The organism is Acinetobacter lwoffii (assembly GCF_024129115.1).
Taxonomy (GTDB): domain Bacteria; phylum Pseudomonadota; class Gammaproteobacteria; order Pseudomonadales; family Moraxellaceae; genus Acinetobacter; species Acinetobacter lwoffii_T.
The window spans coordinates 363,619-390,189 of sequence record NZ_JAMXXO010000001.1 but is presented as its reverse complement, the minus strand read 5'-3'; the positions used below and the strand labels follow the sequence as shown (position 1 = coordinate 390,189).

The following is a 26,571-nucleotide window of genomic DNA, read 5'->3' as shown; positions in this document are numbered from 1 at the left end:
CGGTATTTAAACATGACCTTTAAGTTTTGATTAACAGGTTACATGAATCAATATTTGAAGCCTGATCATGCTTACTTTTGATTGCTGATTTGACTTTTTCGGTTTCAAAATCTCAGCACAATACCCGGATATTCAGCTCAATCGGGAACATGACTAATAGTATGAATAGACTGATAAAAATCCGTTCAAACAATGAGCTAACTTTCATTTCAATGAATCAGCTTTATAAATATGCATTAAAAAAGCCAGCTGTCACCAAAGCAACTGACTTTTAAGATTTGAACAAACAAAGTGTTTAAAACACCTGTTTAACCTGCGTAATGAATGCTGACCGACTTGATACGATTGCTTTCAATTTCAGTGACTTTGAACTGAACACCTTGATAATTTAACTCGGTACCCACTTCAACCGTACTGTTGGTTTTATCCAGAATCAAACCCGCCACACTGATATAACCAGCATCTTCATCAATCAGATCAATCATGCCAAGTTCCAGCTCAAGCTGATACAAGTCTAACATGCCCGATGCGATCCAGTGCGTATCATCCACTTTCACCAGATCCAGCTGTTCGTCTGCATCCGGGAATTCACCAGCAATTGCTTCAAATACATCCAGCGGTGAAATCAGACCCTGTACATTACCAAACTCGTCACTCACCAAGACCAAAGAACCTTTAGAAGTACGCAAGGTATTAATCGCGTCAATAACTTTCATCTTTTCAAAGATATAAATTGGGCGATGACGTTTAATCAGTGCTTTTAATTCTTCCGGCTCTTCCAGTACATCCAATAATTCTTTGGCACGTACTACGCTAATCACCTTATCTAGGCTACCGCGACATACCGGGAACAGACTGTGTGGAACAGACAGAATTTTTTCACGGATCTGTTCTGGGTTATCTTCTAGATCAACCCATGAAATCTGACCGCGCGGCGTCATGATCGAAGCAACTGAACGCTCTGCAAGGGTAAGCACCCCACCAATCATATAGCGTTCTTCATCTGCAAAGGTTTCTTGTGCCTCATTATTTTGACTGTCGGTCGTCTCTAGCTTGCCACCCATTAACTTCAGGATTGAGTCAGCCGTACGATGACGCAAAGGAATCTTAGATTCATGTTTAGCAGCATTACGCTGACCGAACTGGTTGAATGCTTCGATTATGATCGCAACACCAATACCTGAATAGATATAGCCTTTAGGAATATGGAAACCAAAACCTTCTGCAATCAGACTGATACCAATTAAAAGCAGGAAGCTTAAACACAGAATCACCACGGTTGGATGGCGGTTCACAAAATTGGTCAATGGTTTCGATGCCAGTAGCATCACGCCCATTGCAACAATCATGGCAGCCATCATGACATAAATGTTGTCGACCATACCAATGGCGGTAATTACTGAATCTAAAGAGAAAACAGCATCTAAAACAACAATCTGTGCAACAACAGCAGTGAAACTTGCATATACCACATTGGTAGACACTGTGACTTCAGGTTTACCTTCAATCTTTTCATGCAGCTCAGTAACGGCCTTATACACCAGGAACAAGCCACCAAATAACAAGATCAGGTCCCGACCAGAGAAGGTCCAGTTAAACACAGTAATCAATGGTTGTGTCAAAGTGACCAACCAGGCAATGGCAAATAACAGGCCTAGACGCATGAATAATGCGAGAGACAAACCAATAACACGTGCTTTATCGCGTTGTTCAGGAGGAAGTTTTTCAGCCAGAATGGCAATGAAGACTAGGTTATCAATACCTAAAACAATTTCAAGAATAATAAGAGTAATTAAACCTACCCAGATTCCGGGATCTAATAAAAATTCCATTAGAGAATGACCCCGTTCGAGTAAGCTAGAAATAGAGATGGAAGATCAACGCACGGCGAGGGATCCATTAAAATTTAACCTATGCAACTTAAGACTATTCCATTATGCATAAACTGAGTATTTTGTAATGTATTAATTTACAAAAAAATTACATGATCATGATTTTATTGAGACTTTTATGATCAACTGATTGATGCTGAAACTGATTAATTTTAATTTTTTCTACATCATTTATTCAAATTGAATTAAAAATAAACAGAATTTAGTTTGATTAGACCATTACTTTTAAGGTCACTTAAAGATTAGAGCATAAACTATTTTTTTATTGAAAGAACAATCACTTAAAAATATAGCTGTAAATAATCATTTACTATATTGACTAAAACCACTCAATCACCCTATATTTCTTAAATCGATTAATTTATTGAAATACAATTATTTGCATTAAAACCTATTCAGACAGGCTGCTTAAGAACAATAAAAAGTCTTGGAAAACATTTCTACTCACGAAATACATAATGAGGAATTAAATTTATACAAAATATTATCGCCTTTCATCCGATTTTAAAGAACAATCTTCGCGCCAGATAAGGCTCACATGCAGAACTGATCAACTCCTTGGGATGTTAAGCAAAACTAAAAAGTGTTAGCGCTTTAACATTTTTAAAATAAAGGTTGAAATATGCATAAACTTTTTCATAAAATGAACGGGCCCTAGAAAAATAAATACAAGGAACATTTCATGACTAAGAAATATGCAAAATTTTTGCCGTGTACGGAAGAATTTAATTTAGAAAACTTTCCATATTATTGGGTAACTCAGGTTCATGCTCAATACGTCGTTAATGTCGATCATGCACTAAAAAAGTATGGTGTTGACAATTCCCGCCGCCGCATCCTTCTTGCACTAAAAGCCAAACCGCATGCCAGTGTTTCTGATTTGTCAGAGATGGTTGTTTCTAAAATGTCGACCACGACTAAAATTGTCTACCGCTTAAAAGACGAAGGTCTGGTTGAAACCTATTCATGTGAGGATGACGCACGGATTACCCGAGTATTTTTGACTGACAAAGGCATGCAAATGACACATAAGATCAATGATCTGACCAATGTCGTACTGGAACAGTCATTTGAAGGCCTGACGCCTTTGCAAATTGAAAAAACCATGGAAAGTTTACGTCATATTTTCAAAAATTTAGCTCGTTAAAGACCTACTTTTTATTTTAAATAGACGCTGGCGAATTGGCGCATACTTTATAATAATAAATAATTCGCCAGAGCTTTCTAAAAATCAAAAAAGTTCAGTTGTGGACTGACTTTTTTGATTTTTTCTTTTGGTACATGTGAGCATTCAAAATCTTCTACCGGAAAGCCCTCTACAAAGCTACGAATATCCGGATGCCTTAGCGTTAGCCATTCTTGCAGTCGCTGCTGTGGAATCACAATAACCGAGCGTTTGATATTACCCGGCTCATGAAACTCCTTCATCATGGGATGGTCAATTGCATCCATGGTAATCATACTGGCAGAGCGTACAATTTCACCTTGTACCCGAGCAATCTCATACACAGCTGCAATAAAAGTCGCCTGACCATCTTTACGTCTTACACCCCAACGCTGCGGTTTATTGTCAAAATATTTGGACTCATAAAATTCCGATACCGGAATGACGCCAAAATGACATTTGGCGGTGGCTTCAGCGAAGGTGGGCCTTTGCAGTAAGGTTTCATTTCTGGCGTTATAGGTCTTGGTGCCTATAGTTTTGTCTTCTGCCCATTTCGGAATGAGTCCAAAATTCACAGGACGCCATTCCAGTCCTTGAGCTGAATGAAACAAAAGCGGTGTAGCATAATTGGGATAAACCTCCTCTGGATATTCAAAAGGAATTTCTGGCAATCCCAGATTATGCAACTGCTCTAAGGTTAAAGGCTTAAAATTGGCGCACATGGCTCATATATGTAAATCATTCGACCATTAGATTATACCGTGCTGCCAAGTCGAAGCCTGTCGTATTTCTATAGTTTTAGGCGTGTTGACTGTTATGAATTCGGGACAGTCAACCAATGTGTCCGGGTAAATTCCTCAAAAATCCAGCAGCCATTAAAACGACCCAATCCTGAATTTTTCTCGCCACCAAAGGGTGCATTTGACTGGTCTGCAACACTAATGCCATTAATATGTGTCATCCCAATATCCAGTTGTGCCGCAAACGCGCAGCCTCGCTCCATGTTTGAGGTACATACTGCACTGGATAAGCCAAACTCGGTCGCATTGGCTAGGTTTAAAGCATGTGCTTCATCCCGGGCTTTTAAGATAGGTAAAATCGGACCGAAGCTTTCTTGCTGCGCCAGATCGGAATCTTCCGCAACATCAATAAAAATATGCGGAGAAACCAGATTCCCTTCAATTCCTCCTTCATAGACCAGTTGCGCGCCCTGCTCGCTGCCCGTTTGAATGATCTGTTGATGCTTTTTAACCTGACTCTGGTTAATGATCGGACCGATCATGGTATCTTCCAGATTTGGATCACCCACCGGAATCATTTTGATCCGATCCAGAAGCTTATCTACATAGGCATCATAAATAGAGGCATCGACAATAACCCGATTGGTACTCATGCAAATTTGTCCCTGATGCATAAAACGCCCCATCAGCGTCAGTTCAACTGCTAGATCAAGATCGGCATCATCCAGAATGACCAAAGGCGCATTGCCACCCAGTTCAAGTGCCAGACGTTTGATGCGGGGACTAGCCAAGGCTTTGCTACCGACACTTTTCCCCACTTCAGTCGAACCGGTAAATGAAATCATTTTCGGCACTGAATGCTCAACAAAATAATCCCCGATTTCACTGCCAGCACCGGCAACAATATTCAGTGTACCTGCAGGCAAACCTGCTTCTTCAAATAGCTTGCCGATTAAGGTGCCGCCAGTCACCGGCGTATCACTGGCCGGCTTCAATACAACGGTATTGCCACAGGCAATTGCAGTAGCCACTGAGCGTAAGGATAAATGAAATGGAAAGTTCCATGGACTAATGACAGCAATCACGCCTAAAGGCTTACGCAAAACTAAACTTTTACGTGCTGGATCTTTGCTTTCCAGCTGTTCAGTTTGGATCTGATCTGGAAAAGCCAGACTTTCCAGAATGATGCCCAGAGCAGCATCTACCTCAACGCCAGCTTTAATACGTGTACTGCCTGATTCAATAATCAGCCAGTCAATGATTTCATCACGACGCTGCTGAATAATTGTGATCACATTTTGCAACACTGTCTTTCGTACTTCAGTGGAATTCAAAACACCCTGCTGAAAAGCCTGCTCTGCTGCGGTATAAGCACTGTCTACATCGACAGAACTGGCAGCTGCCATGCTAAAAATTTCGCTCTGGGTATAGGGATTGATATTTTTTATTGTTCTGGTTGAAGTACCGCCTTGCCACTGGCCATGAATAAATTGCTGATCTAAATTTTGATATACTGTTGTCATTTTATTGTTTCCTCGCATGCTTTGCCCCACTTTAAGAGTTCGGCTGGAAAATTTCTAGTCAGAACGACAGCGGCTTACCATTAGACAATAAAAAAGCCTCCGAAGAGGCTTTTTTAAGCTAGACAGGATTAGTCACCTGTATAACCTTTTAACTTTAAACGCGCTGCGTGCAGAAGCGGCTCGGTATAACCTGATGGCTGCTCACCACCTTTAAAAATCAGGTCAGATGCTGCCTGGAACGCAATATTGTTGGCAAAGTCAGCAGACATTGGCGTATACAGTGGATCATTGGCATTTTGCTCATCCACAATTTTCGCCATACGTTGCATCACTTCTTCTACTTGCTCACGACTTACGATACCGTGACGCAACCAGTTCGCAACGTGTTGTGAAGAAATACGTAGAGTCGCACGATCTTCCATTAAACCGACATCATTGATGTCTGGCACTTTAGAACAACCTACACCCAAATCTACCCAACGAACGACATAACCCAAGATACCTTGACAGTTATTTTCGAGTTCTTTGGTTTTTTCTTCTTCAGACCAGTTGGTGTCTTTCGCCAATGGCGGTGTCAACAAATCATCCAGAGATAAAGGTTGAGTCGACAATAGCTCTTGCTGACGGTCTGCAACATTAATCTGGTGATAGTGAATCGCGTGAATCACCGCACCTGTAGGTGATGGAACCCATGCACAGCTCGCCCCCGCTTCAGGATGTTCAGTTTTGGTTTTGTACATGTCAAGCAGCATGTCTGGCTTTGGCCACATGCCTTTACCAATCTGTGCTTTACCACGTAAACCTGCTTGCAGACCAATCATCACGTTACGGTTTTCATAAGCCGGGAACCAGATTTGGCCTTTTACTTCGCCTTTACGAACGAATGGACCAGCTTCCATAAAGGTATGGATTTCGTCACCAGTACGGTCCATGAAACCTGTATTGATGAAGATAGTACGATCTTTGGCTTGTGCAATACAGTTCTTCAAGTTCACAGAAGTACGACGTTCTTCATCCATAATCCCGATTTTTAAAGTTTTTGCAGGTAAGCCGAGTGCCTGTTCTGCACGTTCAAACAATTCAACGGCAAATGCCACTTCTTCAGGACCATGCATTTTCGGCTTAACGATATACATTGAACCTTGACGCGAGTTCTTGATGGTGTTTTCACCTTTGATGTCTGCAAAAGACAATAATGGCGTAACCAATGCATCCATGATGCCTTCATAGATTTCTGCGCCATCTACCAGAATCGCAGGGTTCGTCATTAAATGACCAACATTACGTAGCAACATCAATGAACGGCCGTGAACTTTAGTTTCACCACCTTCTACATTTTTGAAAGTACGGTCTTCATTCAGTTTACGGGTAACAGTTTTACCGTTTTTCTCAATAGACTCCTCTAAAGTACCTTTCATTAGGCCTAACCAGTTACGGTAGCCTTCCACTTTTTCTTCAGCGTCAACGGCTGCAATCGAGTCTTCCAAGTCCTGAATGGTCGTAACCGCAGCTTCAAGAACCACATCTTTTACACCAGCGGCATCAGTTTGGCCAATCGGGCTGCTGGCATCAATTTGCACAATAGCGTGCAGACCATTATTTTTAAATACGATTTCAGTCGGTGCTGAAGCTTCGCCATTGTAGCCAACGAATTTAGCCGCATCTGCCACAGTTGTTTTTGAACCGTCTTTTAGGGTAACAACCAGTGCATTAGCTTCAACTGCGTATTGAGTTGCGTCCGCATGCGAACCTTGTGCCAGTGGGAAAGTTTCGTCGAGGAAATTCTTGGCAAATGCGACAACTTTTTCACCACGTTTCGGGTTATAACCTTTGCCTTTTTCCGCACCATCTTCTTCAGAGATGACATCGAAACCGTAAAGTGCATCGTACAAAGAACCCCAACGTGCGTTTGCAGCGTTCAAGCAGTAACGTGCATTACGTACTGGTACCACCAACTGTGGACCTGCCAGTATTGCAATTTCTTCGTCTACATTTTCAGTGCTGATTTGAAAATCTTCTACTTCTGGTAACAAGTAGCCAATTTCAGTCAAGAAAGCTTTGTAAGCTTGTAATTCAAATGTGTTATTGCGGTGCCATTCATCAATTTTCGCCTGAATGTCATCACGCTTAGCCAAAAGTGCTTTATTTTTAGGGCTAAGATCAACAACGACTTGTTCAAAGTTTTTCCAGTATGTTTCGCTGTCTAAACCAGAACCTGGTAGTGCTTCATTTTCGATGAAATCGTAAAGTTCTTTAGCAATCGCTAACTTGCCTTTTTGAATACGTGCAGTCATTGTCTTTCCTGATATTGCTACTTTTTATACAAGAGATTCTAGTATACCGATTAAAATCTAGCTGAATAGTATTATCACATTGCTAAATACTGAGCATTTTTTCCAATATGAATACCCTCATAAACATATTTGATATTTCTCAGTTACAAATAGATATCATTCTGCTAAATACCCTAATGACAGTGTATAAAGTTTTCGAAATGTAGAAATTAGACTTAAGTTCAGATTTTCGAGTAAAAATTATGCATTTTAGTTATACACGATCATATTTAGATCAAGATTAAGCCATGTTTGATCAGGCTTGTCGATAATTTAAGTACCTATTTTTATAAAAAAAAGCGCCAGTAAATAACCAGCGCTTTTATTCTTACTCTCCGTTCACGGAGGCGATTTTCTCAATCTGGCGATGTTCAGAATTCAGGTATTCATCTGACTGCATTTCCAGCAAACGGGAACGGGTCCGTTCAATTTCAAAGGCCAGTTTCTCACCCTCGTAAATATCCACGATATTATCTTCCGAGGTTAAGAGCAACTTGACGCCGCGGTCATAAAATTCATCCACCAGATAAATAAAACGGCGTGTTCCATCATTCAGGAAATCGGTCAGGTGCGGCACATTGCTGACCAAAACCGTATTATAAATATTGGCGATTTCAATAAAATCAGCCGGGCTTCGTGGTTTTAAACACAGCTCAGAAAACTCGCACCACAATACATCTTCAGTATGTGACACGGTTTCAACAATACGGTTGTTGATAATAATCGGCTCTTCAGAACAGGTCTGTGTCTGAGTCAAAGCGCTAAAACGTTGTGCAATCCAGTTTTTATGATCATGGGTCAACGGGAATTTAAACAGTTGTGCCTGTTTTAGAACCCGTAGACGGTAATCGACTCCGGCATCAACATTTAATACCACACAGTTTTTCTTGACCAGTTCGATGGTAGGCATAAAACGGTCACGGTGAATGCCGTTTTTATATAAACCGTCCGGTGCGATATTCGAAGTCGCGACCAAGGTAATACCGCGTTCAAACAGCTTCTGGAACAGATCACTCAAGATCATCGCATCCGTCACATTGGATACAAAGAATTCATCAAAACAGATGATGACGGCTTCTTTATAAATCCGATCCGCCACGATATCTAGCGGGTTACGCTGTCCGGATAATTTGTTTAACTCACGATGCACATGCTGCATAAAATGGTGAAAATGCATCCGGGTTTTACGGCGAAACGGAATCGAATCGTAAAACTGATCCATGAGCCAGGTTTTGCCACGTCCTACTCCGCCCCACATATAGACGCCTTTGGGAGATGTCTGACGGCGAAAGCGGCGAAATGCTTTTTTCGATGCCTTAAAACGCTGAATCAATTCCAGCCAGACACGATTCAGTTCATGTACTGCCATTGCCTGTGCTTCATCAGGCATAAACTGTCCCGAAGAGATCGCTTGTGCATAACGTTCTGCAGGAGAAATCGGACTAAAAGCGGTGCTGTGCTGTGAATTAAAATCGGACATAGAATTTCGTACTATTTGGGATCAATTTAATTATAGCGGAGTTTAATCAACACGCTATAACACTTTGGCATAAACAAGCTTAGGCTATTTTATATATTGCCGAGGACTTTGCCCAAACCAGCGTTTAAAGGCATGGTTAAAAGCAGCCGGCTCGGAATAGCCTAATAATTCTGCAATCATTTCAATCGAATACTGTTTGTATTCAATCAGTCGCAAAGCTTTATCTTTAATAATTTCTTCGCGAATCTGCTTATAACTGGTATCACACTGCTGTAACTGATGCCGTAAGGTTCGTTCCGGGATATTCAGCGCCTGTGCCGTTTCAGCCATGCTCGGCATCAGGCCGCTTTGGATCTCCAGATAATCCTGCACGCGCTGCACCACAGTCGGCGTCTGCTCATCCTGTTGCAAGCGTTCCAGTTCAGCCAGACATTTGGCTTCATAGACAGCAAAAGTGACCGCATCTGCAGAAGGAATTTTAATATCCAACACTGCTTCATCAAACCAGAATGCTGCCCGAGATGCATCAAACTGTACCTGTGTTCCATAATAATCATGGTAGACCTTTAAGGTATTCAGATCTTCTGGATAGGCAAATGGCAACTCGATCCGCAAATCAGGTTTGGATAAGCCCATCAATTTGTAAATTTCCCGGATAAACTTAAACGTTCCGGAAATCTCCGCCTGTGCCAGCAACATTCCCAAATGATCATCCTGCTGCTTTGCTCGATAACACAGCGCGCTATGATGCTCGCTTTGCTGCAAATCCAACTGACCGGTCAAATGGGTCAACTGCTGAAAACGGATCACCTGGTTCAGTGCATCGCGTACTGTAGGACTGGTCACCAGCAACATGAGTAAGGGACCATAACCTGCCAAAGCATAATGCTGACCAATCAATAATCCCTGTTCAGGTTGGATTTCCTGTCCCACCACCTTAAGCACATCATGTTCCAGACTCGGATGGATCACCGAACTTGGATCAAAGGCATCTACACGCAGCCCAATGTTTTGCAGTTTCTGATCGACTTCCATGCCAGCCTTGCGCATCCCTTGAATCAAATACATCAGACTGAGAACAGAACGTTTCATAACCATACAAATACAATGTGATTGCTCTAGTTGTACTATAAAAATAATGTGTCGGCTATTGCCGTTTAGATCAATTTTCTGTCTAATCACCAGGGAGCAAATTACGATAAATATCCAATATTAAAATAAGTAAGGAATGTAGTGATGCTAGATCATGCCACCGCTACACGCTCCCCCCCTCATACCAAAGTTGCCATTATTGGAGCTGGTTGCGGAGGGATTGCCATGGCAATACGTTTACAACAGCATGGTATTTATGATTTTATTATTCTTGAAAAAGGTAGCGATTTTGGCGGAACCTGGCGGGACAATCAGTACCCTGGAGCAGCCTGTGATGTGCAATCACATTTATATTCCTTGTCATTTGCACCGAAAAGCAATTGGTCCAAACGTTATGCGGAAGCACCCGAGATATTTTCTTATATTCAGGATCTGGTGACCGATTATAACCTGCGTGCTTTTTGCCGTTTAAATACCGAAGTACTGGCAGCACATTACCAGGCAGAACGCTGTCTATGGCAATTACAGCTACAGGATCAAAGTATCCTTGAAGCCCAGTTTGTTATATTCGCTTCCGGACCTTTACATATTCCGCAAATCCCAGATATTCTCGGTATTGAGAAATTCCAAGGCAAAGTCTTTCATTCTGCGCAATTGGATCACACTTATGACCCGACTGGCAAAAATGTCGCATCGATTGGAACAGGTGGCAGCGCCATTCAATATATTCCGGAAATTGCCCCGAAATGCAAACAACTGTATGTCATGCAACGTACTGCGGCTTGGGTCATTCCTCGGGATGAACGTGCCTACCCGAATCTTGAAAAGAAACTCTTTAAAAAATATGACTGGTTTAGAAAGCTACACCGTGCCCGCCTGTATTGGTCAAATGAATCGCGTGTGGTACCGATTGTCAAACCGGGCATTATGAAATTCACCCAAAAACTGGCAGAACTATTCATTAAATATGAGGTCAAAAACCCTGAATTGGCCAAGAAACTAACTCCCGATTACATCATGGGCTGCAAACGTATTCTGGTTTCAAATAAATACTTCCCGACGTTTAACCGCCATAATGTGGAACTGGTGACCGAGAAGATTCAGGAACTGACTGAACACAGTATCATTACACAAGATGGAAAAGAGCGGCCGATTGACTGTCTGATTTATGGCACCGGATTCATTACCGATCCACGTATCTATATGAAGAATTTTCAATGTACCCGGGCTTGATGGCGTAGAACTGAATGAAATGTGGAAACAAGGTGCTGAAAGCTATTATGGAATTTGCGTGAAAGACTTTCCAAACCTGTTTCAGTTACTGGGGCCAAATACCCTATTGGCACACAATTCTGTCATTTTTATGATTGAGGCACAAGTTGAATATATTTTGCAATTGATGCAACTGGTCGATCAATCCCAAAGCGATGCCATTATGGTTAAAGACCAGGCACAAGATACATTTAATCAGCAGGTGCAACATATGTTTGAAAAGACCGTGTGGCAATCTGGCTGTGTCAACTGGTATCAGCAGGAAGGTGGCAAGAACTTTGCCTTATGGCCAACTTATACCTGGAAATACTGGCTCAAAACCAAAAAGCCAAATGCCAAATGCCAAATGCCAAATGCCAAATGCCAAATGCCAAATGCCAAATGCCAAATGCCACAGATTATCGATTATTGAATAAAGTCGCCTAAAAGCTTTTACCATCTGACATCAAGCGGTGGCATAATTTATAGGTAATTTTTTCAATCCATTAAATTTATGCAATCGCTTTGGCTTATCTTTCAGCTTCTATTCTGTCTAGCACTCGGTTTTGCCATGGCAAAACAAATTCCGCTTTCGATTATTAAAATCTGTTTCAAGCTATTGCCCTATTTTAGCTATGTTTTATTGATTGCAATTGCCTTTGAATTTTCACAATTGGTAGATGAATTGCAGCATCCTCTCCAGATTTTGAGTACGTCGATCAGCATTGCCTTTCTGACCTCGCTCGGTGCTTTTGCATTTTGCTATCTACTATTTAAATGGGCAGGTTATCCTCCTAGTTCCGGTCGGGTATCCGTCGACCTGGTGCTTAAATCCCTACTGAACATGAGCTATGCCTTTTTGGCTCTCGCAGGCGGATATTGTTTACATACGGGCTTGAATCTATTTGATCTATCCGTGCAAATCAGCACCTGGCATTTGTTGCTGGTATTTATGTTCATGATTGGCCTGGATCTGGCTTATTCACCTTTAGATCGTTCCTGGTTAAATTTTAAAATTCTCTTAGTTCCGATTGGTTGTATTTTTGGTTCATTATTTGCAGTCATGCTTTATTCATTCTGGAACACCGACATCAGTCTAAAAGATTTGATCATGCTGTCACAAGGCTATGGATTTTACTCAATGTCAGGTGTTGTCGTAACAGAACTTCGAAATGCAGAACTCGGCAGTATCGCGCTAATGAATGACCTGTTTAGAGAAATTTTTGCCATCTTACTCATGTATTGTATGGGCTGGAGATACCCAAGATCCGCCATTTCCGCAGCGGGTGCAACTGCGATGGATGTGACTCTACCGATGGTTAAACAGGCCTGTGGGCATGATTTTATTCCACATGCCATGGTCAGTGGTTTTATTTTGTCACTGTTAGCACCAGTCATGGTGAGTGTACTGGCAGCGATTTAATTACTTTATCACTTTCTCAATCTCACTAAATTCCTCTTTTATAAAGAGGAACTCTCCTCCCTGATTCAGTTTAAAAGCAGAATTTTAAAACGAAGCACAAGCAAGTAGGCCGAGAGGGCTGACTAAAAACTTAAATCAATATCACTTAAGGCATCGCCTACTGTTTCAATAACATCCGAAGCAAGACTGATGGCATCAGATGCCAAACTGACCACATCGATCCCCGCTGTCCGATCTGCTGAGCTTGCCTGCTGTTGTTGCTATTCTTGTTGCTTAAGCTGTTCTGCCTGTTGAATATTTTGAATCACGTCATTCTGTACTTTTTATAATTGTGGTTCAGATGAAGTCATCATTTTTCCTTTTTATTTTATAACCATTTTTTCAATATATAAAAAAAGCCTTTCAACTGAAAGGCTTTTTGTCATTCAAACGGTATTAAAGCGTTGCCAAAATATCTTTCAAAGTCTGACGCATATTTTTAGACTGGGTAATCGGGCGACCAATTACCAGATGTGTTGAGCCATCTAGCATTGCCTGTTTCGGTGTCACAATACGTTTCTGGTCATCTGCATTCGACCCTTCTGGACGAATGCCGGGTGTCACTAATGCAAAGTCTTTTCCAATCGTTTCACGTAACATTTTCGCTTCTTGAGCTGAGCAAACCACCCCATCTAGACCACTGTCTTTTGTCAGTTGTGCCAGACGTTTTACATGCTCATTTGGCTCAATATCCAGACCAATATCTTTCAAGTCTTCACGGCCCATTGACGTCAATACAGTCACTGCAATCAACTGAGTTTTATAATTACCCGCTTGTAAACGCTCTACACAGGTTTCCATCATCTTGCGGCCACCTGAGGCATGCACATTGACCATCCACACACCCAAATCTGCTGCCGCGCATACTGCCTGTGCTGTTGTATTTGGAATATCATGAAATTTCAGATCCAAAAATACATCAAAGCCTCTATCTTGAAGCGCTTTGACAATGATTGGACCTTCATGGGTAAATAACTCTTTACCAACTTTAAGTCGACACAAGGCAGGATCTAACTGTTCTGCAATGGCTAAGGCATCAAATTGGCTTTTGGCATCTAGTGCGACGATGATACTCAAGAGATTACCCCTTCATATAGGCAAAAAATAAGCCCATTATAATGGGCTTTGATTTTCATTGGTAATATCTAATACAGTTTTTTCATGCCGGGTATGGGCTGCTGCTTCAGCGGCCATTAACTTGGCTGTATTCAACTGTTCCTTACGTAGATGTTCAATGTCTTTACGCAGTCGTTTAATTTCCCAATTCGTCTGAAAAACCCGGAAGATCTGAACGCCCAATAACAGGCCCAAAACGACACCTAAAGATAACGTGAGGAGAAGTAATAATCCCAGGCGCATTGCGGGAACTTGAGTAAATAACAAGTCCACTGACAATTCGGTACCGTTTTGCAAAACCAAAGCTAATGAATAACCAAACAGTACCAATAAAAGAATGACCAGAACGTAACGCATGAACACCCCGCAAAATATTTACAATTATTTTTGTGCAGACTCGTTCACAGCGTCACGAAGTGCCTTGCCTGGTTTAAAGTGCGGAACTGCTTTTGCAGCCACTTCTACTGATTTACCAGTTTTAGGGTTACGACCTACGCGCGGTTCACGGTGATGCAATGCAAAACTACCAAATCCACGAATCTCGATACGATTGTCAGTTGATAATGCTTCTATCATTTGATCAATCATAATTTTAACTGCTTCTTCCACTAAAGGCTCAGCCAAATGCGGATTTTTTAACGCAATACGCTCTATTAAGTCAGACTTATTAAGTGCTTCAGTAGTCATCTGCGACCTCTTTAATTATCAAGCTACTTGGGATCTATTTCCCGATAATAACCTGTTTAAATACAAAACGGTAGCGCAATAATTAAATACTACGCTACCGTTTACAGTATTTGTATAAAAAGTATTAGTTAATTTACATTAACAATACAATTCAAACGCTTACTTAGTTGCCCATTTGAGCTTTGATCAGGTCACCAATCGTCTTAGGACCATTGTCTTGACCAGCAGGAGCTGTTTTCAAGTTAGCAACTGCTTCTTTCTCTTCAGCTTCGTCTTTCGCTTTGATAGACAAGTTGATTGCGCGAGATTTACGATCTACGTTGATGATCTTCGCTTCAACTTCTTGACCAACTTCAAGGAACTTAGTTGCATCTTCAACGCGGTCGCGGTTAATTTCAGATGCTTTCAGAGTCGCTTCAACTTCGTCAGCTAACTTAACAGTCGCGCCTTTAGCGTCAACTGCAGTTACAGTACCTTTAACCAACGCACCGCGTTCGTTAGCAGCAAGGAAGTCATTGAACGGATCGTTGTTCATTTGCTTGATGCCAAGGCTGATACGGTTGCCTTCAGCGTCTACAGAAAGGATAACTGCTTCAACAGTGTCGCCTTTCTTGTAACGACGAATCGCTTCTTCGCCTTGTTCGTTCCAAGAAATATCAGACAAGTGAACTAGACCGTCGATACCGCCTGGCAAACCGATGAAGATACCGAAGTCAGTGATAGATTTGATCGTACCAGAAACTTTTTCGCCTTTGTCGTGATCTTTAGCAAACTCTTCCCATGGGTTAGCACGAGTTTGTTTGATACCAAGAGAAATACGACGACGTTCTTCATCAACTTCAAGAACCATAACATCAACTTCGTCACCAATCTGAACAACTTTAGATGGGTGGATGTTTTTGTTCGTGTGATCCATTTCTGAAACGTGTACTAAACCTTCAACGCCTTCAGCGATTTCAGCGAAACAACCGTAGTCAGTCAGGTTAGTTACGCGCGCTTTAACGATTGAACCTTTAGGGTAACGGTTCATGATCGCTAACCATGGATCTTCGCCAAGCTGTTTAAGACCTAGAGAAACACGGTTACGTTCGCGGTCGAATTTAAGTACTTTAACAGTAACTTCTTGACCCACTTCAACAACTTCTGAAGGGTGCTTGATACGTTTCCAAGCCATGTCAGTGATGTGAAGAAGACCATCAATACCGCCAAGGTCAACGAATGCGCCGTAGTCAGTAAGATTTTTGATCGTACCAGTAACTGTTTGACCTTCCTCAAGCTGAGCAAGAAGAGCTTCACGGTCAGCTGAAGATTCAGCTTCCATAACAGCACGACGTGAAACAACAACGTTGTTACGTTTAGCGTCAAGTTTGATTACTTTGAATTCTAACTCTTTGCCTTCTAGGTGAGTAGTATCACGAATAGGACGAGTATCAACTAAAGAACCTGGAAGGAACGCACGTACTGGACCGATGTCAACAGTGAAACCACCTTTAACTTTACCAGAGATAACACCAGTAACGATTTCGCCGTCTTCAAAGATTTTTTCAAGTTTAGTCCAAGTTTCTGCGCGTTTAGCTTTTTCGCGAGAAAGAACTGTTTGACCCATACCGTTGTCAAGTGCTTCAACAACTACGTCTACAGTGTCGCCAACTTGAACTTCAAGTTCGCGCTGTTCATTTAAGAACTCAGCACGGTCAACAACGCCTTCAGATTTAAGGCCAGTGTCAACAGTTACCCAATCAGAGTCAATGCTTACTACAACGCCCTGGATAACTGCACCCTTTTCAACGTTGAGGTTTAATTCGCTTGCTTCAAAGAGGGCTGCAAAAGATTCGGTCATGATATTTCCGATAAAGTCAGCGGTCTTGGATCAGACAAGGCCGGTTTAATTAAGCATCTACATAGTCCATATAAAACTGATCAAGCTATGCGTTTGCTGATAAAATTGGGTTAATTTGCTAACTGCTGATCCACATAAGTGGTCATCAGCTGGAATACTTCATCGATATTCAAATCTGAACTATCGATAATGTAAGCATCATCCGCAGGCTTGAGTGGAGCGACAGCGCGTTCCGTATCTCGTTTATCGCGAGCGATGATATTAGCTAAAATGTCGCTTATTTTAACATCCAGCCCCATGCCCTGCAACTGCTTTACACGTCTTTGCGCGCGTGATTCAGCCGAGGCCGTCAAATATATTTTTGCCTGAGCATTCGGGAAGATACTTGTCGCCATATCACGTCCGTCTGCTACCAGACCAGGCGCCTGTGCAAAGGCATGCTGACGTGAAACCATCGCTGTTCTAAGCTCAGGAATTGCTGCAACTTTTGAAGCAAACTCTCCTACCCGTTCAGTTCGAATAGTTTGGGACACATCTTCACCATCCAGCCACACCTGCACCCCGGTGTCGGTACTGACAAACTGGATATCTAAATTTGTTGCGATTTGTACGCATTCTGGCAATTTCGTGTCTAGCGAATCCAGCAAATCATGGTGATGCAATGACAAACCCAAAAGGCGGTATAAAGCACCAGAATCCAATAAGTGAAACTGATAATGTGCAGCCAGTTTCGCTGCTAACGTGCCCTTGCCAGACCCACTTGGACCATCAATGGTAATAATTTGAACTGTCATTGCTTTCCCGTTGTTGTTTAAACAGATTTTGCGAGTTTTGTCAGGCCTAGTTTAATCGCTGCCTGTAACTGTGCAAGGATTAATTTACTCACAAAAGGCGCACGTGCCTGCAATTCAATCGTATAAGTTACTAACGTTTTGTCATCAGCCAGTGCTTCAAATTCAATAATGCCTAAATGATGCTTGATCAATGGATTTTTAATAATCTGATATTCGATGCGATTATTTGGCTCGAACAAGGTAATTTGTTCTTTCAGCGGCTTCACTGGACCCACACCCATTGCACGTACTGAACCAAGTCCATCAGGATATTCAGCATCCGCAGAATCCTTGATCCGCTCAACCTGCATCGGCGCGAAGGCAATATTATAGGTGGCATGCTTAGACATTAAATCAAAGACATCATCAAGCGCTGCCGGAAATTCTTTTTTTACTTGAATGCTGTTCATTATTGTTCCTGAAGATTGCAGATATTTGAAAGTAAGCAAATTTTAGCGGATAAAGCAGATTTATTTCTGCGTATTTAATAACTTTTCTTGTAACTTGAGTTCTCGTTTCTGCTCGCGGCGCAACTTAAAAAATGCACTCAGCTGTTCAGAACATTGCTGCTGCATGCAGCCTGCCTGGAAAGGAAATACGTGATTATAATAACCGGTTTCAAACAGTTGACGCGCACTCACCAATGAACCCGCTTTCGCTTCAAATGCACCAAATACCACTCGCGAAACCCGCGAATGCACCAGTGCACCGACACACATGGTGCACGGCTCAAGAGTCACATAGAGCACCGCATCATCAGGTAACCGATAATTTTGGATGTTTTGACAGGCATCACGTAGTGCAACAATTTCGGCATGCGCAGTCGGATCATTCAACGAGATGGGCGCATTAAATCCTTGGCCAATGATCTGATTCTGACTGACGATAATTGCCCCCACAGGAATTTCTCCCTGTGCAGCAGCAAGTGCAGCCTGCTCGTAAGCACGCTGCATCCAGTATTCATCTGTAAATTGTGTTTCGGACATTGAAGCTTAAATCACACCATAATGCTTGAGCAGCTCATTCCAGCTTTCAATAGTCGTAACTGGAGGATTCCCAGACAGGATCCCTTTCAAGCTCATATCTGCACCTTTTTTCCACTCAGGACTAAGGTCTTTGTCGACCAGACGTGCTCGTACACCCTCAACAAAGTCATGATGACGAATTTTCCAGTCTGAGATCTGAACTTCCAGTTCGAAAACTTCATTCCAGGAATGTATCTGCTTACCCCATTGCCACAATAGCCAGGTCAAGGCTGCAGTAGTTGGCGAACCTTTTTTCAGGTTTTCACTGGCCTGACGCAACCAGTCACTGCGTGCGTCACTCAGGCCAATAATCGACTCATAATCATGCTCAAAGTTGATGCCACGGCAAACACTATGAATCACGTCCAGAGAGTTTTGTAGCGGTCCCGGGCCTACCGGACGGTGCATACTGTTCAGGGTGTCATCAATGGCACGGAAGTCACCCGCAGGATAATGCTCCCAGTCGATATTAATGACTTTATCCAACACTGAATCACGCTGTGCATCACAAATATGCGTTGCCCAACCAATCCCATAAGCACCCGCAGCAGTCATGATCGAACCAGTCAAGCCTGTGAATAAACCAATCGCACCACGATCCGCCAGAAAGCGGGTTGCACCCACATCTGGATACAAACCGATATTGATTTCAGGCATGGCCAAACGTGAATATGGCGTCACTAAACGGAAAGGTGCTGCCATAAACAAGCCCAGGCCACCGCCCATCACATAACCTTCACCCCAGACTAAAACGGGTTTGGCATAATTATGCAGTAACAGATCGAGTGCATATTCTTGTTCAAAGAATTTATTGGCAGCCGCGACTTCATCATTAATCACTAACTGACGCAGCTTACGCACATCCCCACCCGCACAGAACGCTTTCGGTGTGGTTGAATCCAGCCAGATGGCTTTGACGCTATCATCATGATGAAAGTCCTGAAATACTTCCAGAAGTGCGGAAGCAATCGATTCATCGAGAGCATGCAAAGATTTCGGGCGATTTAAACGAACGATACGCCAACCATTGTGCGCTTCTTCAACAATCAAATCCGGATGATAATGTTTAGTAAGGGGAGAATATTTCATGCGTCCAGCTGCCAATCTATAGGCTCAATGCCATGTTGTTTGAGGTAGTTATTCGATTTTGAAAATACTTTACAACCAAAAAAACCACCACGGTTTGCTGCCAAAGGCGATGGATGTGCTGCCTTTAACACGAGATGCTTGTCTTGATTAATGCGCTGTCCTTTACGCTGTGCGTATGCGCCCCAAAGAATAAAGACAATATGTTCACGCTGTTCATTTAATACATCAATGACGTGATCGGTAAATTCTTCCCAACCGCGCTTCTGATGCGAAGTCGGCTGACCTGCTTCGACGGTCAGTACTGCATTTAACAGAAGCACACCCTGCTCTGCCCAATGCGTCAAGTCACCATGCTTCGGTCTTTCAACCCCGAGATCAGCATGTAACTCATGAAAAATATTACGCAAAGATGGTGGTAATGCAACCCCCTTTTGCACGGAAAAGCTTAATCCATGCGCCTGATTTGGGCCATGATAAGGATCTTGCCCTAAAATTACCACTTTCACCCGATCTAGCGGTGTGGTATTCAAAGCATTAAAAATCAGATGATTGGGAGGATAAATGATTTTATCTGCTTTTTTTTCTTCAACAAGAAATGCTTTTAATTCATCCATTTTCGGACTGAGCAAAAACTCACTCAATCCATATTTCCAGCTTTCATCCAACTGAACTTTATTCAGCTTGGCCAGTTGCTGTTCATTTAAAGACATTCTTCAATCCTAAATCTATGTCAATGGATTTAAAGTCACGCAGACTTTAAATCTGTACCTGTAAATCTACTGTAGGGTTATGAAATGGTGTGCCCTGTTTGAGCTTGGCAAACATGTCCGGATCTGTCCATTCAGCTTGCACCTGTTCAGAGAACTCAAGTTGCTCCAGACTCAAAATTCCCATCTGTTCATTTTGAATATCTTCTAAAAAGCTTTGTGCATAGCCGGTATCGGTTTCATGCACAATCACAGAATAGACTTCGACATCGCCTTCACCATTTTGAGTCACGGTCGATGCCAGCACCTGCTGTGCCAGAAAGAAGAAAATACGTGAAAACTGTTCTGCTGATGGCGATACCGGCAAAGACACCCAGCGCGCACTGAAATTCTTGCAGGCCTGAATATATTCCGGATCGTCATTTTGCCAAAAGCAGATGGCATGATCGAAAGAATCAAAGAAATCCTTAATCACACCTTTAAGCAGACCAAAGTCATAGACCATTTGACCATGATCTAGCTTCGAGGCTTTTAGCAATAACTCGACTTTATAACTATGGCCATGGATCGAACGCTTACAGCGATCTGACGTGCAGTTACGCACAATATGAGCATTCTCAAACTTAAATAACTTACGAATTAACATATGCCGTAATGTCGTCAAAAAATAGGTGAATTAATTTTGATTATAAAGCAAAAGTAAAGCTTTGAGGATTAATTTTGCTGTTTAGCATGATAGGGAAAAGGCATCAGCCCGGCATTTGCGCTTATCCAGCCTGTACAATTCATGAGCTAAAATTAAAATGGCGCCATGCTACGGTAAGCGACATAAACCTGTTTGTCCTGACGAACCAGATCGCTGCTAAACTGGCGCTTACGCTCACTTAAAACCACTTCGATTCGGGCTTTAAAATAATTGGATTGCACCCCAAGCAGACTGTTAAACAAATTACGCCTGTCCGCATCGACCTGAGCGAAAGGCTCCAGTGACCACAGATCAGTCACATTGGAAAAGTGCTCCAAATTGGCCTGACGCTGATCCAGCAATTGCTGCACTGCATTCACATCCAGCTTTTCATCCATACTAGCCAAAAGAAAAGCTGAAGCGGTATTAATATTGACCAGGCTCTCCTGCACCGGTGCAGTACTCAGATAAGGTGCTATCAGCTTATATTTATTCTCTTCAAAACCGCGTACTAGCTTTAATTCTTCTACGCTGTGAAATTTTGCATTCGGTGGCAAAGCAGCATTGGGCAAGCTCTGATAATAGTTAGATTCGGCGCCCATGCCCCCACTGACCAGCTCGTCTGCATCCTGCCAGTCAATGACTGCTTCACTGAGCTGTTCCGGCAAACTGGCACGTTTTAGAATCAGCTCGAACCATGCTTTGGCATTTTCATTGACTGCGCCTTCGGCAGTAATCAGGCTATTTAAATTAAACTTGCCTGATTCATCCTGTATTATTCCGGAGACATAACCGTCATCTACCGGAAAAGCTGGCATGGGCTGCGCCCAGGTTTCCTGCAGATGGTCGACCTCTGCGGCATTTTCAGCATCATCGACCAGCAATTCAGAAAAAAAGGCCTCAGCACTTTTGGCATACATTAAGGACTGGTTTTGTCGCATCAAATAGGCAGTGCTTTCAGCAGTTGCAGCCTGACGCTGGGCAATCGTGGCAGCCAAAATAGTCGCTAGCGCTACCATCACCAGAATGGTAATCAGTGCAATGCCCTGCTGCTGCTTGATCATGATCGTTTTATTCATTTTCATTTCTTATTATTCTGAGCTGGGTTGACCGGTGTTCTGAGTATCAAGCAAAAAGTCCGTATTTAATAAACTAAACATCCATTCATAACTGACGCCATTCACGGTTAAATTGATTTTAACCCCTTTAGGCAACCTTTGCTTCTGCTCTAACTGATTCAGATCAGTAGAAGCATCTGGCCATTGCGTGAGCTCATTCGGATTGAGTACGACGATCTGGAATTGTTCCACTTCCGACAATAAAACACTGGATTCGGGCTGATCTTGACCTGTCTGATTCAGGTTCCGGTATTTCAAGCGATAAAGTTTCTGCTCATCAGCTCGATACTGATATTCAATGCGCTCATCTGGGGAAATCCCCTCTTCCAAAGGGTCAGTCACTCCAGTTTTACTGAAATTAAAGCGTCCGTTCTGTAGCACTAGAGCCGGCTGAATATCGCCATTGATATTGGCCGTTAAGGGTACTGCCTGTACGGTATCTCGCAGAATCTGCTGATAGGTTTGCTGTAACTGACCTAAACGCTGTTCATGAATCACATTCTGATCTTTGGTTTTGACAATATAATCAAAAACTTTCCAGCCCAAAGCAGACAGCACCGCAAAGATCGCAATTGCGACCATTAATTCAACCAGGGTAAATCCTTTAGGCTTCATGGAGTATTGTTCATACGATGATTAAAGAACATCAGGCTGGTGATACCAGATTCCACCTGACCACTGTCCTGATTAACCAGACTCACCTGCAGCTCGATCCGTTGTACATTCGGACTGACCGTCGGTTCGCTGCGCTTGTCAATCTGCCAGGTTTCACCTTGCTGGGTCAGCTGTTTGGAAGCCGTCCCTTCCATCCATTCCTGATTAATTTCCATTTGTGCCACTTCATTTAAGGCAACAAACTGTGCTTTGGTACGTAGAATGGCATTCGAGGTCGACTGGGTATATTGAATCGCGACTTTGGTCAGGGTCATGGCTGCGGTCGCAAAAATTGCCAAGGCCACCATGACTTCCAATAAGGTAAAACCTGAGGCACGATTAAGTCGAGTAACACTCGACCGTGCCGCAAGTCCGAAAGCTATGCTTGAGGAGCAGCGATAAACGAAACAACGTTTCGTCCGAGCGCAAGATGAAGAACTCTGTTCAGAGTGCACACGATTAAGCCGAGTAATACTCGGCCTGATAGCACCAAATCCAGTATTCTGCTTGAAATATCTAGATTTCATTGATTTTACCCAGATGATCAATCTCAATCGCAGCACCCACTTCACGGTCTTCCAAAAAGAATTGAATCCGCACCGGTTTGACTTCACCATTGCCGAGCCAGATCAGTTTAGGTGCATTAGCCTGAGTCAGATCACGATTTTGTGCATTGGTATAACGCTGCTGTTCCAGCGCCTGCATCTGAAAGGACACATGATCAGGTAAATTACGCAATTTGAAATCTGCATAACTCTGCCATTTCTCATTTTGCAGGTTCTGTTCAGTCTGCGCTGCTGAACGATATTCTATAATTCCATAACGAAATGGCGTGACATCTGTTGCTGGCCGAACGTCAAGCGCGAGTATTCTAGACTGGTCATTGGCCTCGCGTAGCACCCGTTGCAAGTCTACTAATAAAATTTCCCGTGCCTGCATTGCTTTGCGCTGATCGACACCACTGGTATTGAGCAGCACTAGTGAAGCCATAATCCCCATAATCACAATCACCACCATCAATTCGATTAAGGTAAAGCCACGAACTGCACTGTGAGGTGATCTGATCATAGGACAACCTTAGACAAACTGGTCGGCAGAATGCACCTGCTTGGGCAAAGCCAGCGCCTGATCGATATAGGCCACACGCAAGGTATCGCGTGAACCCAAGTAACGCTGATAGAAACTGGAATTGAGAATTGCGGCTGCACCATGGGTCAGCGACCAGATCGACGCTAGATAATCGCGTACCGACATGCGGCTGTTGATCGATGCCAGATAAGTTTCTGTCATACGGATAATCAGGCGTAAGCGCTGTTTGCGCACCTGATAAAGTTCGCTAAACAGGTGCTGGATTCCAACCCCAGTCGTCGACAGGCGTTCTTCAATTTGATGAAACAGCACAGTACGTTCAGGATGATGCAAATGATGCAGCATAAAGAAGGCCAGATGTTCAGGAAAGGCTTTATCGCTATCCTGAATCATTTCCAGCAACATGCGCTCATTTCGGATAATCAGCAGCATGTATAGTTCATCTTTACTCTGGAAATGTTTATAAAGTGTCCCTTTGGCCAGATCAAGCTCGGCGGCAAGCGCATCAAGCGTCATTCCTGCTTCACCATTTTCTAACAGGAGTTGCTCTGCTACTTGAAAAATCAAGGTTTCTCTTGCTCGAAACTGAGCTTGACGATCCATCTTCACCCTATAAACTCTCTTTGTACTTTATATAACTTTATTTACTTTAAATTCAGAAGATTTTCAAAGTTCTGATTTGTGATATAAGCCATTTCTTCCAGTGACTTATCATATACATCGCAAAGCGCTTTGGCTACATAAGGAACGTATTTAGGCTCATTAGATTTGCCACGATACGGCATTGGCGCAAGATAAGGACTATCGGTTTCAATCAGCACACGATCCAGCGGAACCTGTTTGGCGACATCACGCAGATCCTGCGCATTTTTAAATGAAACAATTCCGGAAAATGACACATAATAGCCGCAATCCAGTACCGCTTTAGCGGTTTCCCAGTCCTCGGTAAAACAGTGCAGAATGCCATGCGTAGATTTTTCCGCGCGAATAATATCGACGGTATCATGCTTGGCGGAACGGGTATGAACAACTACAGGTTTTTTGGTGATTTGTGACGCATGAATATGCCGGGCGAAACAGGCCTTTTGCTCTGCAATAAAATCGGTACTGTGATAATAATCAAGACCTGTTTCACCGAGCGCCCAGACTTTCTCCGGTTGTGCCAGCTCGACCAGATATTCAGTCGTGGCACGCGCCATGGTTGCAGCATCTTCGCAAGGATGTACGCCAACGGTATAGCCGACATCTGCATGACGCGCGGCAATTTTGGCCAGCTCGATATGATCATCCAGATCGACCGAGATACTCATGAATTTGGAAACACCGGCTTCACGAGCCTGAGCCAATGCTTGGTCCAGATCACCATGATATGGTGTCAAATCAAGCAGGGTTAAATGACAATGAGTATCTACAAACACGATGCGTTCCTACCAAGGGTAAATTAACTACATAGTGTAACTTTTACGTCCTTCAGATTTAAGACCCGCAACCAGACGATCTGCTTCATTTTTGAAATAAACGCCTTTTTCACCGCTTAACTGGATGCCAAAGCCTTGGGGCTTGATGCCATTCTGCTTTTGCGAGACCCAGATGACTTTACCAGTTAAAGGAATTTTCTGGGTCTGGTCAGGCAAAGTTGTCAATACAAAAACTTCTTCGCCCAGTTTGACCGGCTGCTTGGAAGGAATAAAAAGCCCACCACCCACAACATAAGGCATATAGCTGGCAAACAGTGTTTCGATGTCAGGAATATTGGCCTGAATAATACCGCCCATACGTGGTTGCATGTGATTTCCCCTTAATTAAAGATTCATCAGCTTGATAAACAATTCATCAATAACCAGATTGCTTTGGACATTCTGCTCGAGGTATTGCTTGGCTTGCTGAAAATCCTCATAAATTTTAAAAAGTGCTTCTAATGAATATTGTTCGGCAAGCACATTGAATTCAAGGTCAATGTTTTTCACCGTCTGATTTAGCTTGACACAAATTAAATCGGACAACAAGTATTCAAACATTTGAGCAAATTCACCAAAACTCAGGCTTTTATTCCATTTGGTCGCAATTGCCAGTGGCATATTTTTTTGAATGACCAGTTTTTGCCAGTCTTGCAGGAATTCCTGACGCAGTGGCAGCCAGGCACTTTGTGCAACCTCTAATGCCTGTAACGGCATCTGATTAGACAGGTTCATCAATAATTGTTGCTGGCTAGAACCTGCATCCGGGAGCTGATTCTGGACATAATCGCTAAATTGTTCTGCGGAAATTCGATCCAAAGCAAAATGCTGCAAACGACTGCGGATGGTCGCGGGCAATTTTAAATAATGATTCGCCAGTAAAATAATCACCGTATTATCACCGGGTTCTTCCAGTGTTTTAAGCAAGGCGTTAGCAGAGGCAATATTTAAGGCTTCTGCCGGCTCAATCACAATTACACGCCAGCCATCTACAGTCTGTTGCACAAAAGGCAGAAGATCACGAATCTTCTCGATCTTGATTTTAGCATTCTGTTTTTTATTGTCTTCATCGGTACTGATATGCACATAGTTGGGATGGGTATCTGCCTTTAACCATTGGCAGCTACTGCATTCACCACATGGCCCGGCAGGCTGACGATTCAGGCATAACACCCAAGCCAGAAACTGTTGGGTAAACGCTTCTTTGCCACAGCCTTTTTTTCCATAAAACAATAAACCATGCCCAAGCTTGGGAAAGCGTCCGGTCAGGGTTTCCCAAACCTGTTGCTGCCATGGATAGATATGTGCATTGACATCAAAAGGCATGTATTTG

At 42.8% G+C, this 26,571-nt stretch carries 26 protein-coding genes and 1 pseudogene; 3 read left to right on the top strand and 24 right to left on the bottom strand.

What is annotated here, in order from left to right:
- Window positions 1–308: 308 nt before the first annotated feature.
- Window positions 309–1,832, bottom strand: a complete 1,524-nt coding sequence (locus NI470_RS01910; protein WP_005263323.1) for a TerC family protein — start codon at window positions 1,830–1,832, stop codon at window positions 309–311.
- A gap of 742 nt (window positions 1,833–2,574) precedes the next feature.
- Here NI470_RS01910 and NI470_RS01905 point away from each other — a divergent pair.
- On the top strand, window positions 2,575–3,039 hold the full coding sequence (locus tag NI470_RS01905; RefSeq protein WP_004278843.1) for a MarR family winged helix-turn-helix transcriptional regulator: 465 nt from the start codon (window positions 2,575–2,577) through the stop codon (window positions 3,037–3,039).
- Window positions 3,040–3,116: 77 nt separating this feature from the next.
- Here the strand turns inward: NI470_RS01905 and NI470_RS01900 are convergent, their stop codons facing one another.
- The 5 genes from NI470_RS01900 to NI470_RS01880 all read right to left on the bottom strand — a co-directional run bounded on the left by NI470_RS01900 (window position 3,117) and on the right by NI470_RS01880 (window position 10,225).
- Complete coding sequence (locus NI470_RS01900) at window positions 3,117–3,779, bottom strand: SOS response-associated peptidase family protein (RefSeq protein WP_004278844.1); 663 nt, start codon at window positions 3,777–3,779, stop codon at window positions 3,117–3,119.
- Between the two features lie 92 nt (window positions 3,780–3,871).
- Window positions 3,872–5,320 (bottom strand): aldehyde dehydrogenase family protein, encoded by a 1,449-nt coding sequence (locus tag NI470_RS01895; protein ID WP_253147534.1) that lies wholly within the window; start codon window positions 5,318–5,320, stop codon window positions 3,872–3,874.
- Window positions 5,321–5,448: 128 nt separating this feature from the next.
- The gene (locus NI470_RS01890) at window positions 5,449–7,614 is read right to left on the bottom strand and encodes a malate synthase G (RefSeq protein ID WP_004278846.1); all 2,166 of its coding nucleotides are present in this window, start codon (window positions 7,612–7,614) and stop codon (window positions 5,449–5,451) included.
- 367 nt (window positions 7,615–7,981) lie between these two features.
- Window positions 7,982–9,133 carry a cell division protein ZapE gene (gene zapE, locus NI470_RS01885; RefSeq protein WP_004278847.1) on the bottom strand — a complete coding sequence of 384 codons (1,152 nt, stop codon included), beginning with the start codon at window positions 9,131–9,133 and terminating at the stop codon, window positions 7,982–7,984.
- 84 nt (window positions 9,134–9,217) lie between these two features.
- Window positions 9,218–10,225 (bottom strand): helix-turn-helix domain-containing protein, encoded by a 1,008-nt coding sequence (locus NI470_RS01880; protein ID WP_004278848.1) that lies wholly within the window; start codon window positions 10,223–10,225, stop codon window positions 9,218–9,220.
- A gap of 144 nt (window positions 10,226–10,369) precedes the next feature.
- Between NI470_RS01880 and NI470_RS01875 the strand changes: the two are divergent.
- Together NI470_RS01875 and NI470_RS01870 are read left to right on the top strand one after the other, a co-directional pair.
- Window positions 10,370–11,909: pseudogene (locus NI470_RS01875) on the top strand (flavin-containing monooxygenase).
- Window positions 11,910–11,990: 81 nt separating this feature from the next.
- Entirely contained in the window at window positions 11,991–12,899 is a 909-nt protein-coding gene (locus NI470_RS01870) for a LysO family transporter (RefSeq protein WP_004278850.1), read from the top strand.
- Between the two features lie 435 nt (window positions 12,900–13,334).
- On the opposite strand, the gene pyrF is transcribed toward NI470_RS01870, so the two are convergent.
- The 18 genes from pyrF to NI470_RS01780 all read right to left on the bottom strand — a co-directional run bounded on the left by pyrF (window position 13,335) and on the right by NI470_RS01780 (window position 26,564).
- The gene (pyrF, locus tag NI470_RS01865) at window positions 13,335–14,015 is read right to left on the bottom strand and encodes an orotidine-5'-phosphate decarboxylase (protein ID WP_004278851.1); all 681 of its coding nucleotides are present in this window, start codon (window positions 14,013–14,015) and stop codon (window positions 13,335–13,337) included.
- A gap of 36 nt (window positions 14,016–14,051) precedes the next feature.
- Window positions 14,052–14,411 carry a lipopolysaccharide assembly protein LapA domain-containing protein gene (locus NI470_RS01860; RefSeq protein WP_004278852.1) on the bottom strand — a complete coding sequence of 120 codons (360 nt, stop codon included), beginning with the start codon at window positions 14,409–14,411 and terminating at the stop codon, window positions 14,052–14,054.
- 24 nt (window positions 14,412–14,435) lie between these two features.
- A complete protein-coding gene (locus NI470_RS01855; protein ID WP_004278853.1) occupies window positions 14,436–14,741 on the bottom strand; it encodes an integration host factor subunit beta in 306 nt (101 codons plus the stop codon).
- A gap of 163 nt (window positions 14,742–14,904) precedes the next feature.
- A complete protein-coding gene (rpsA, locus tag NI470_RS01850; protein WP_004278854.1) occupies window positions 14,905–16,581 on the bottom strand; it encodes a 30S ribosomal protein S1 in 1,677 nt (558 codons plus the stop codon).
- Between the two features lie 110 nt (window positions 16,582–16,691).
- Window positions 16,692–17,375, bottom strand: a complete 684-nt coding sequence (gene cmk, locus NI470_RS01845; RefSeq protein ID WP_004278855.1) for a (d)CMP kinase — start codon at window positions 17,373–17,375, stop codon at window positions 16,692–16,694.
- Between the two features lie 17 nt (window positions 17,376–17,392).
- Entirely contained in the window at window positions 17,393–17,824 is a 432-nt protein-coding gene (locus NI470_RS01840; RefSeq protein WP_004278856.1) for an SRPBCC family protein, read from the bottom strand.
- 60 nt (window positions 17,825–17,884) lie between these two features.
- Window positions 17,885–18,400: a tRNA adenosine(34) deaminase TadA gene (tadA, locus tag NI470_RS01835; RefSeq protein WP_004278860.1), complete on the bottom strand. Its 516-nt coding sequence runs from the start codon at window positions 18,398–18,400 to the stop codon at window positions 17,885–17,887.
- 6 nt (window positions 18,401–18,406) lie between these two features.
- Window positions 18,407–19,528 carry an enoyl-CoA hydratase/isomerase family protein gene (locus NI470_RS01830; protein ID WP_004278862.1) on the bottom strand — a complete coding sequence of 374 codons (1,122 nt, stop codon included), beginning with the start codon at window positions 19,526–19,528 and terminating at the stop codon, window positions 18,407–18,409.
- The gene (gene ung, locus NI470_RS01825; protein WP_004731474.1) at window positions 19,525–20,238 is read right to left on the bottom strand and encodes a uracil-DNA glycosylase; all 714 of its coding nucleotides are present in this window, start codon (window positions 20,236–20,238) and stop codon (window positions 19,525–19,527) included. The genes NI470_RS01830 and ung overlap by 4 nt, the downstream gene beginning before the upstream one ends.
- 46 nt (window positions 20,239–20,284) lie before the next feature.
- On the bottom strand, window positions 20,285–20,881 hold the full coding sequence (locus NI470_RS01820; RefSeq protein ID WP_004278864.1) for a 6-pyruvoyl trahydropterin synthase family protein: 597 nt from the start codon (window positions 20,879–20,881) through the stop codon (window positions 20,285–20,287).
- Between the two features lie 152 nt (window positions 20,882–21,033).
- Window positions 21,034–22,005, bottom strand: coding sequence for a type II secretion system minor pseudopilin GspK (gene gspK / locus NI470_RS01815; protein WP_017397825.1), 972 nt, complete (start codon window positions 22,003–22,005; stop codon window positions 21,034–21,036).
- A gap of 6 nt (window positions 22,006–22,011) precedes the next feature.
- Window positions 22,012–22,653, bottom strand: coding sequence for a type II secretion system minor pseudopilin GspJ (gene gspJ / locus NI470_RS01810; RefSeq protein ID WP_004278869.1), 642 nt, complete (start codon window positions 22,651–22,653; stop codon window positions 22,012–22,014).
- Window positions 22,650–23,075 carry a type II secretion system minor pseudopilin GspI gene (gene gspI, locus NI470_RS15755; RefSeq protein ID WP_392389738.1) on the bottom strand — a complete coding sequence of 142 codons (426 nt, stop codon included), beginning with the start codon at window positions 23,073–23,075 and terminating at the stop codon, window positions 22,650–22,652. Before gspI ends, gspJ begins: the two co-directional genes overlap by 4 nt.
- A gap of 133 nt (window positions 23,076–23,208) precedes the next feature.
- On the bottom strand, window positions 23,209–23,760 hold the full coding sequence (locus NI470_RS01800; RefSeq protein WP_004278872.1) for a type II secretion system protein: 552 nt from the start codon (window positions 23,758–23,760) through the stop codon (window positions 23,209–23,211).
- A gap of 9 nt (window positions 23,761–23,769) precedes the next feature.
- Window positions 23,770–24,384, bottom strand: a complete 615-nt coding sequence (locus NI470_RS01795) for a TetR/AcrR family transcriptional regulator (protein WP_004278873.1) — start codon at window positions 24,382–24,384, stop codon at window positions 23,770–23,772.
- Between the two features lie 41 nt (window positions 24,385–24,425).
- Complete coding sequence (locus NI470_RS01790) at window positions 24,426–25,199, bottom strand: TatD family hydrolase (protein ID WP_253147536.1); 774 nt, start codon at window positions 25,197–25,199, stop codon at window positions 24,426–24,428.
- Between the two features lie 27 nt (window positions 25,200–25,226).
- A complete protein-coding gene (locus NI470_RS01785; protein WP_004278877.1) occupies window positions 25,227–25,568 on the bottom strand; it encodes a PilZ domain-containing protein in 342 nt (113 codons plus the stop codon).
- 15 nt (window positions 25,569–25,583) lie between these two features.
- Window positions 25,584–26,564, bottom strand: a complete 981-nt coding sequence (locus NI470_RS01780) for a DNA polymerase III subunit delta' C-terminal domain-containing protein (protein WP_004731481.1) — start codon at window positions 26,562–26,564, stop codon at window positions 25,584–25,586.
- Window positions 26,565–26,571 lie beyond the last annotated feature (7 nt).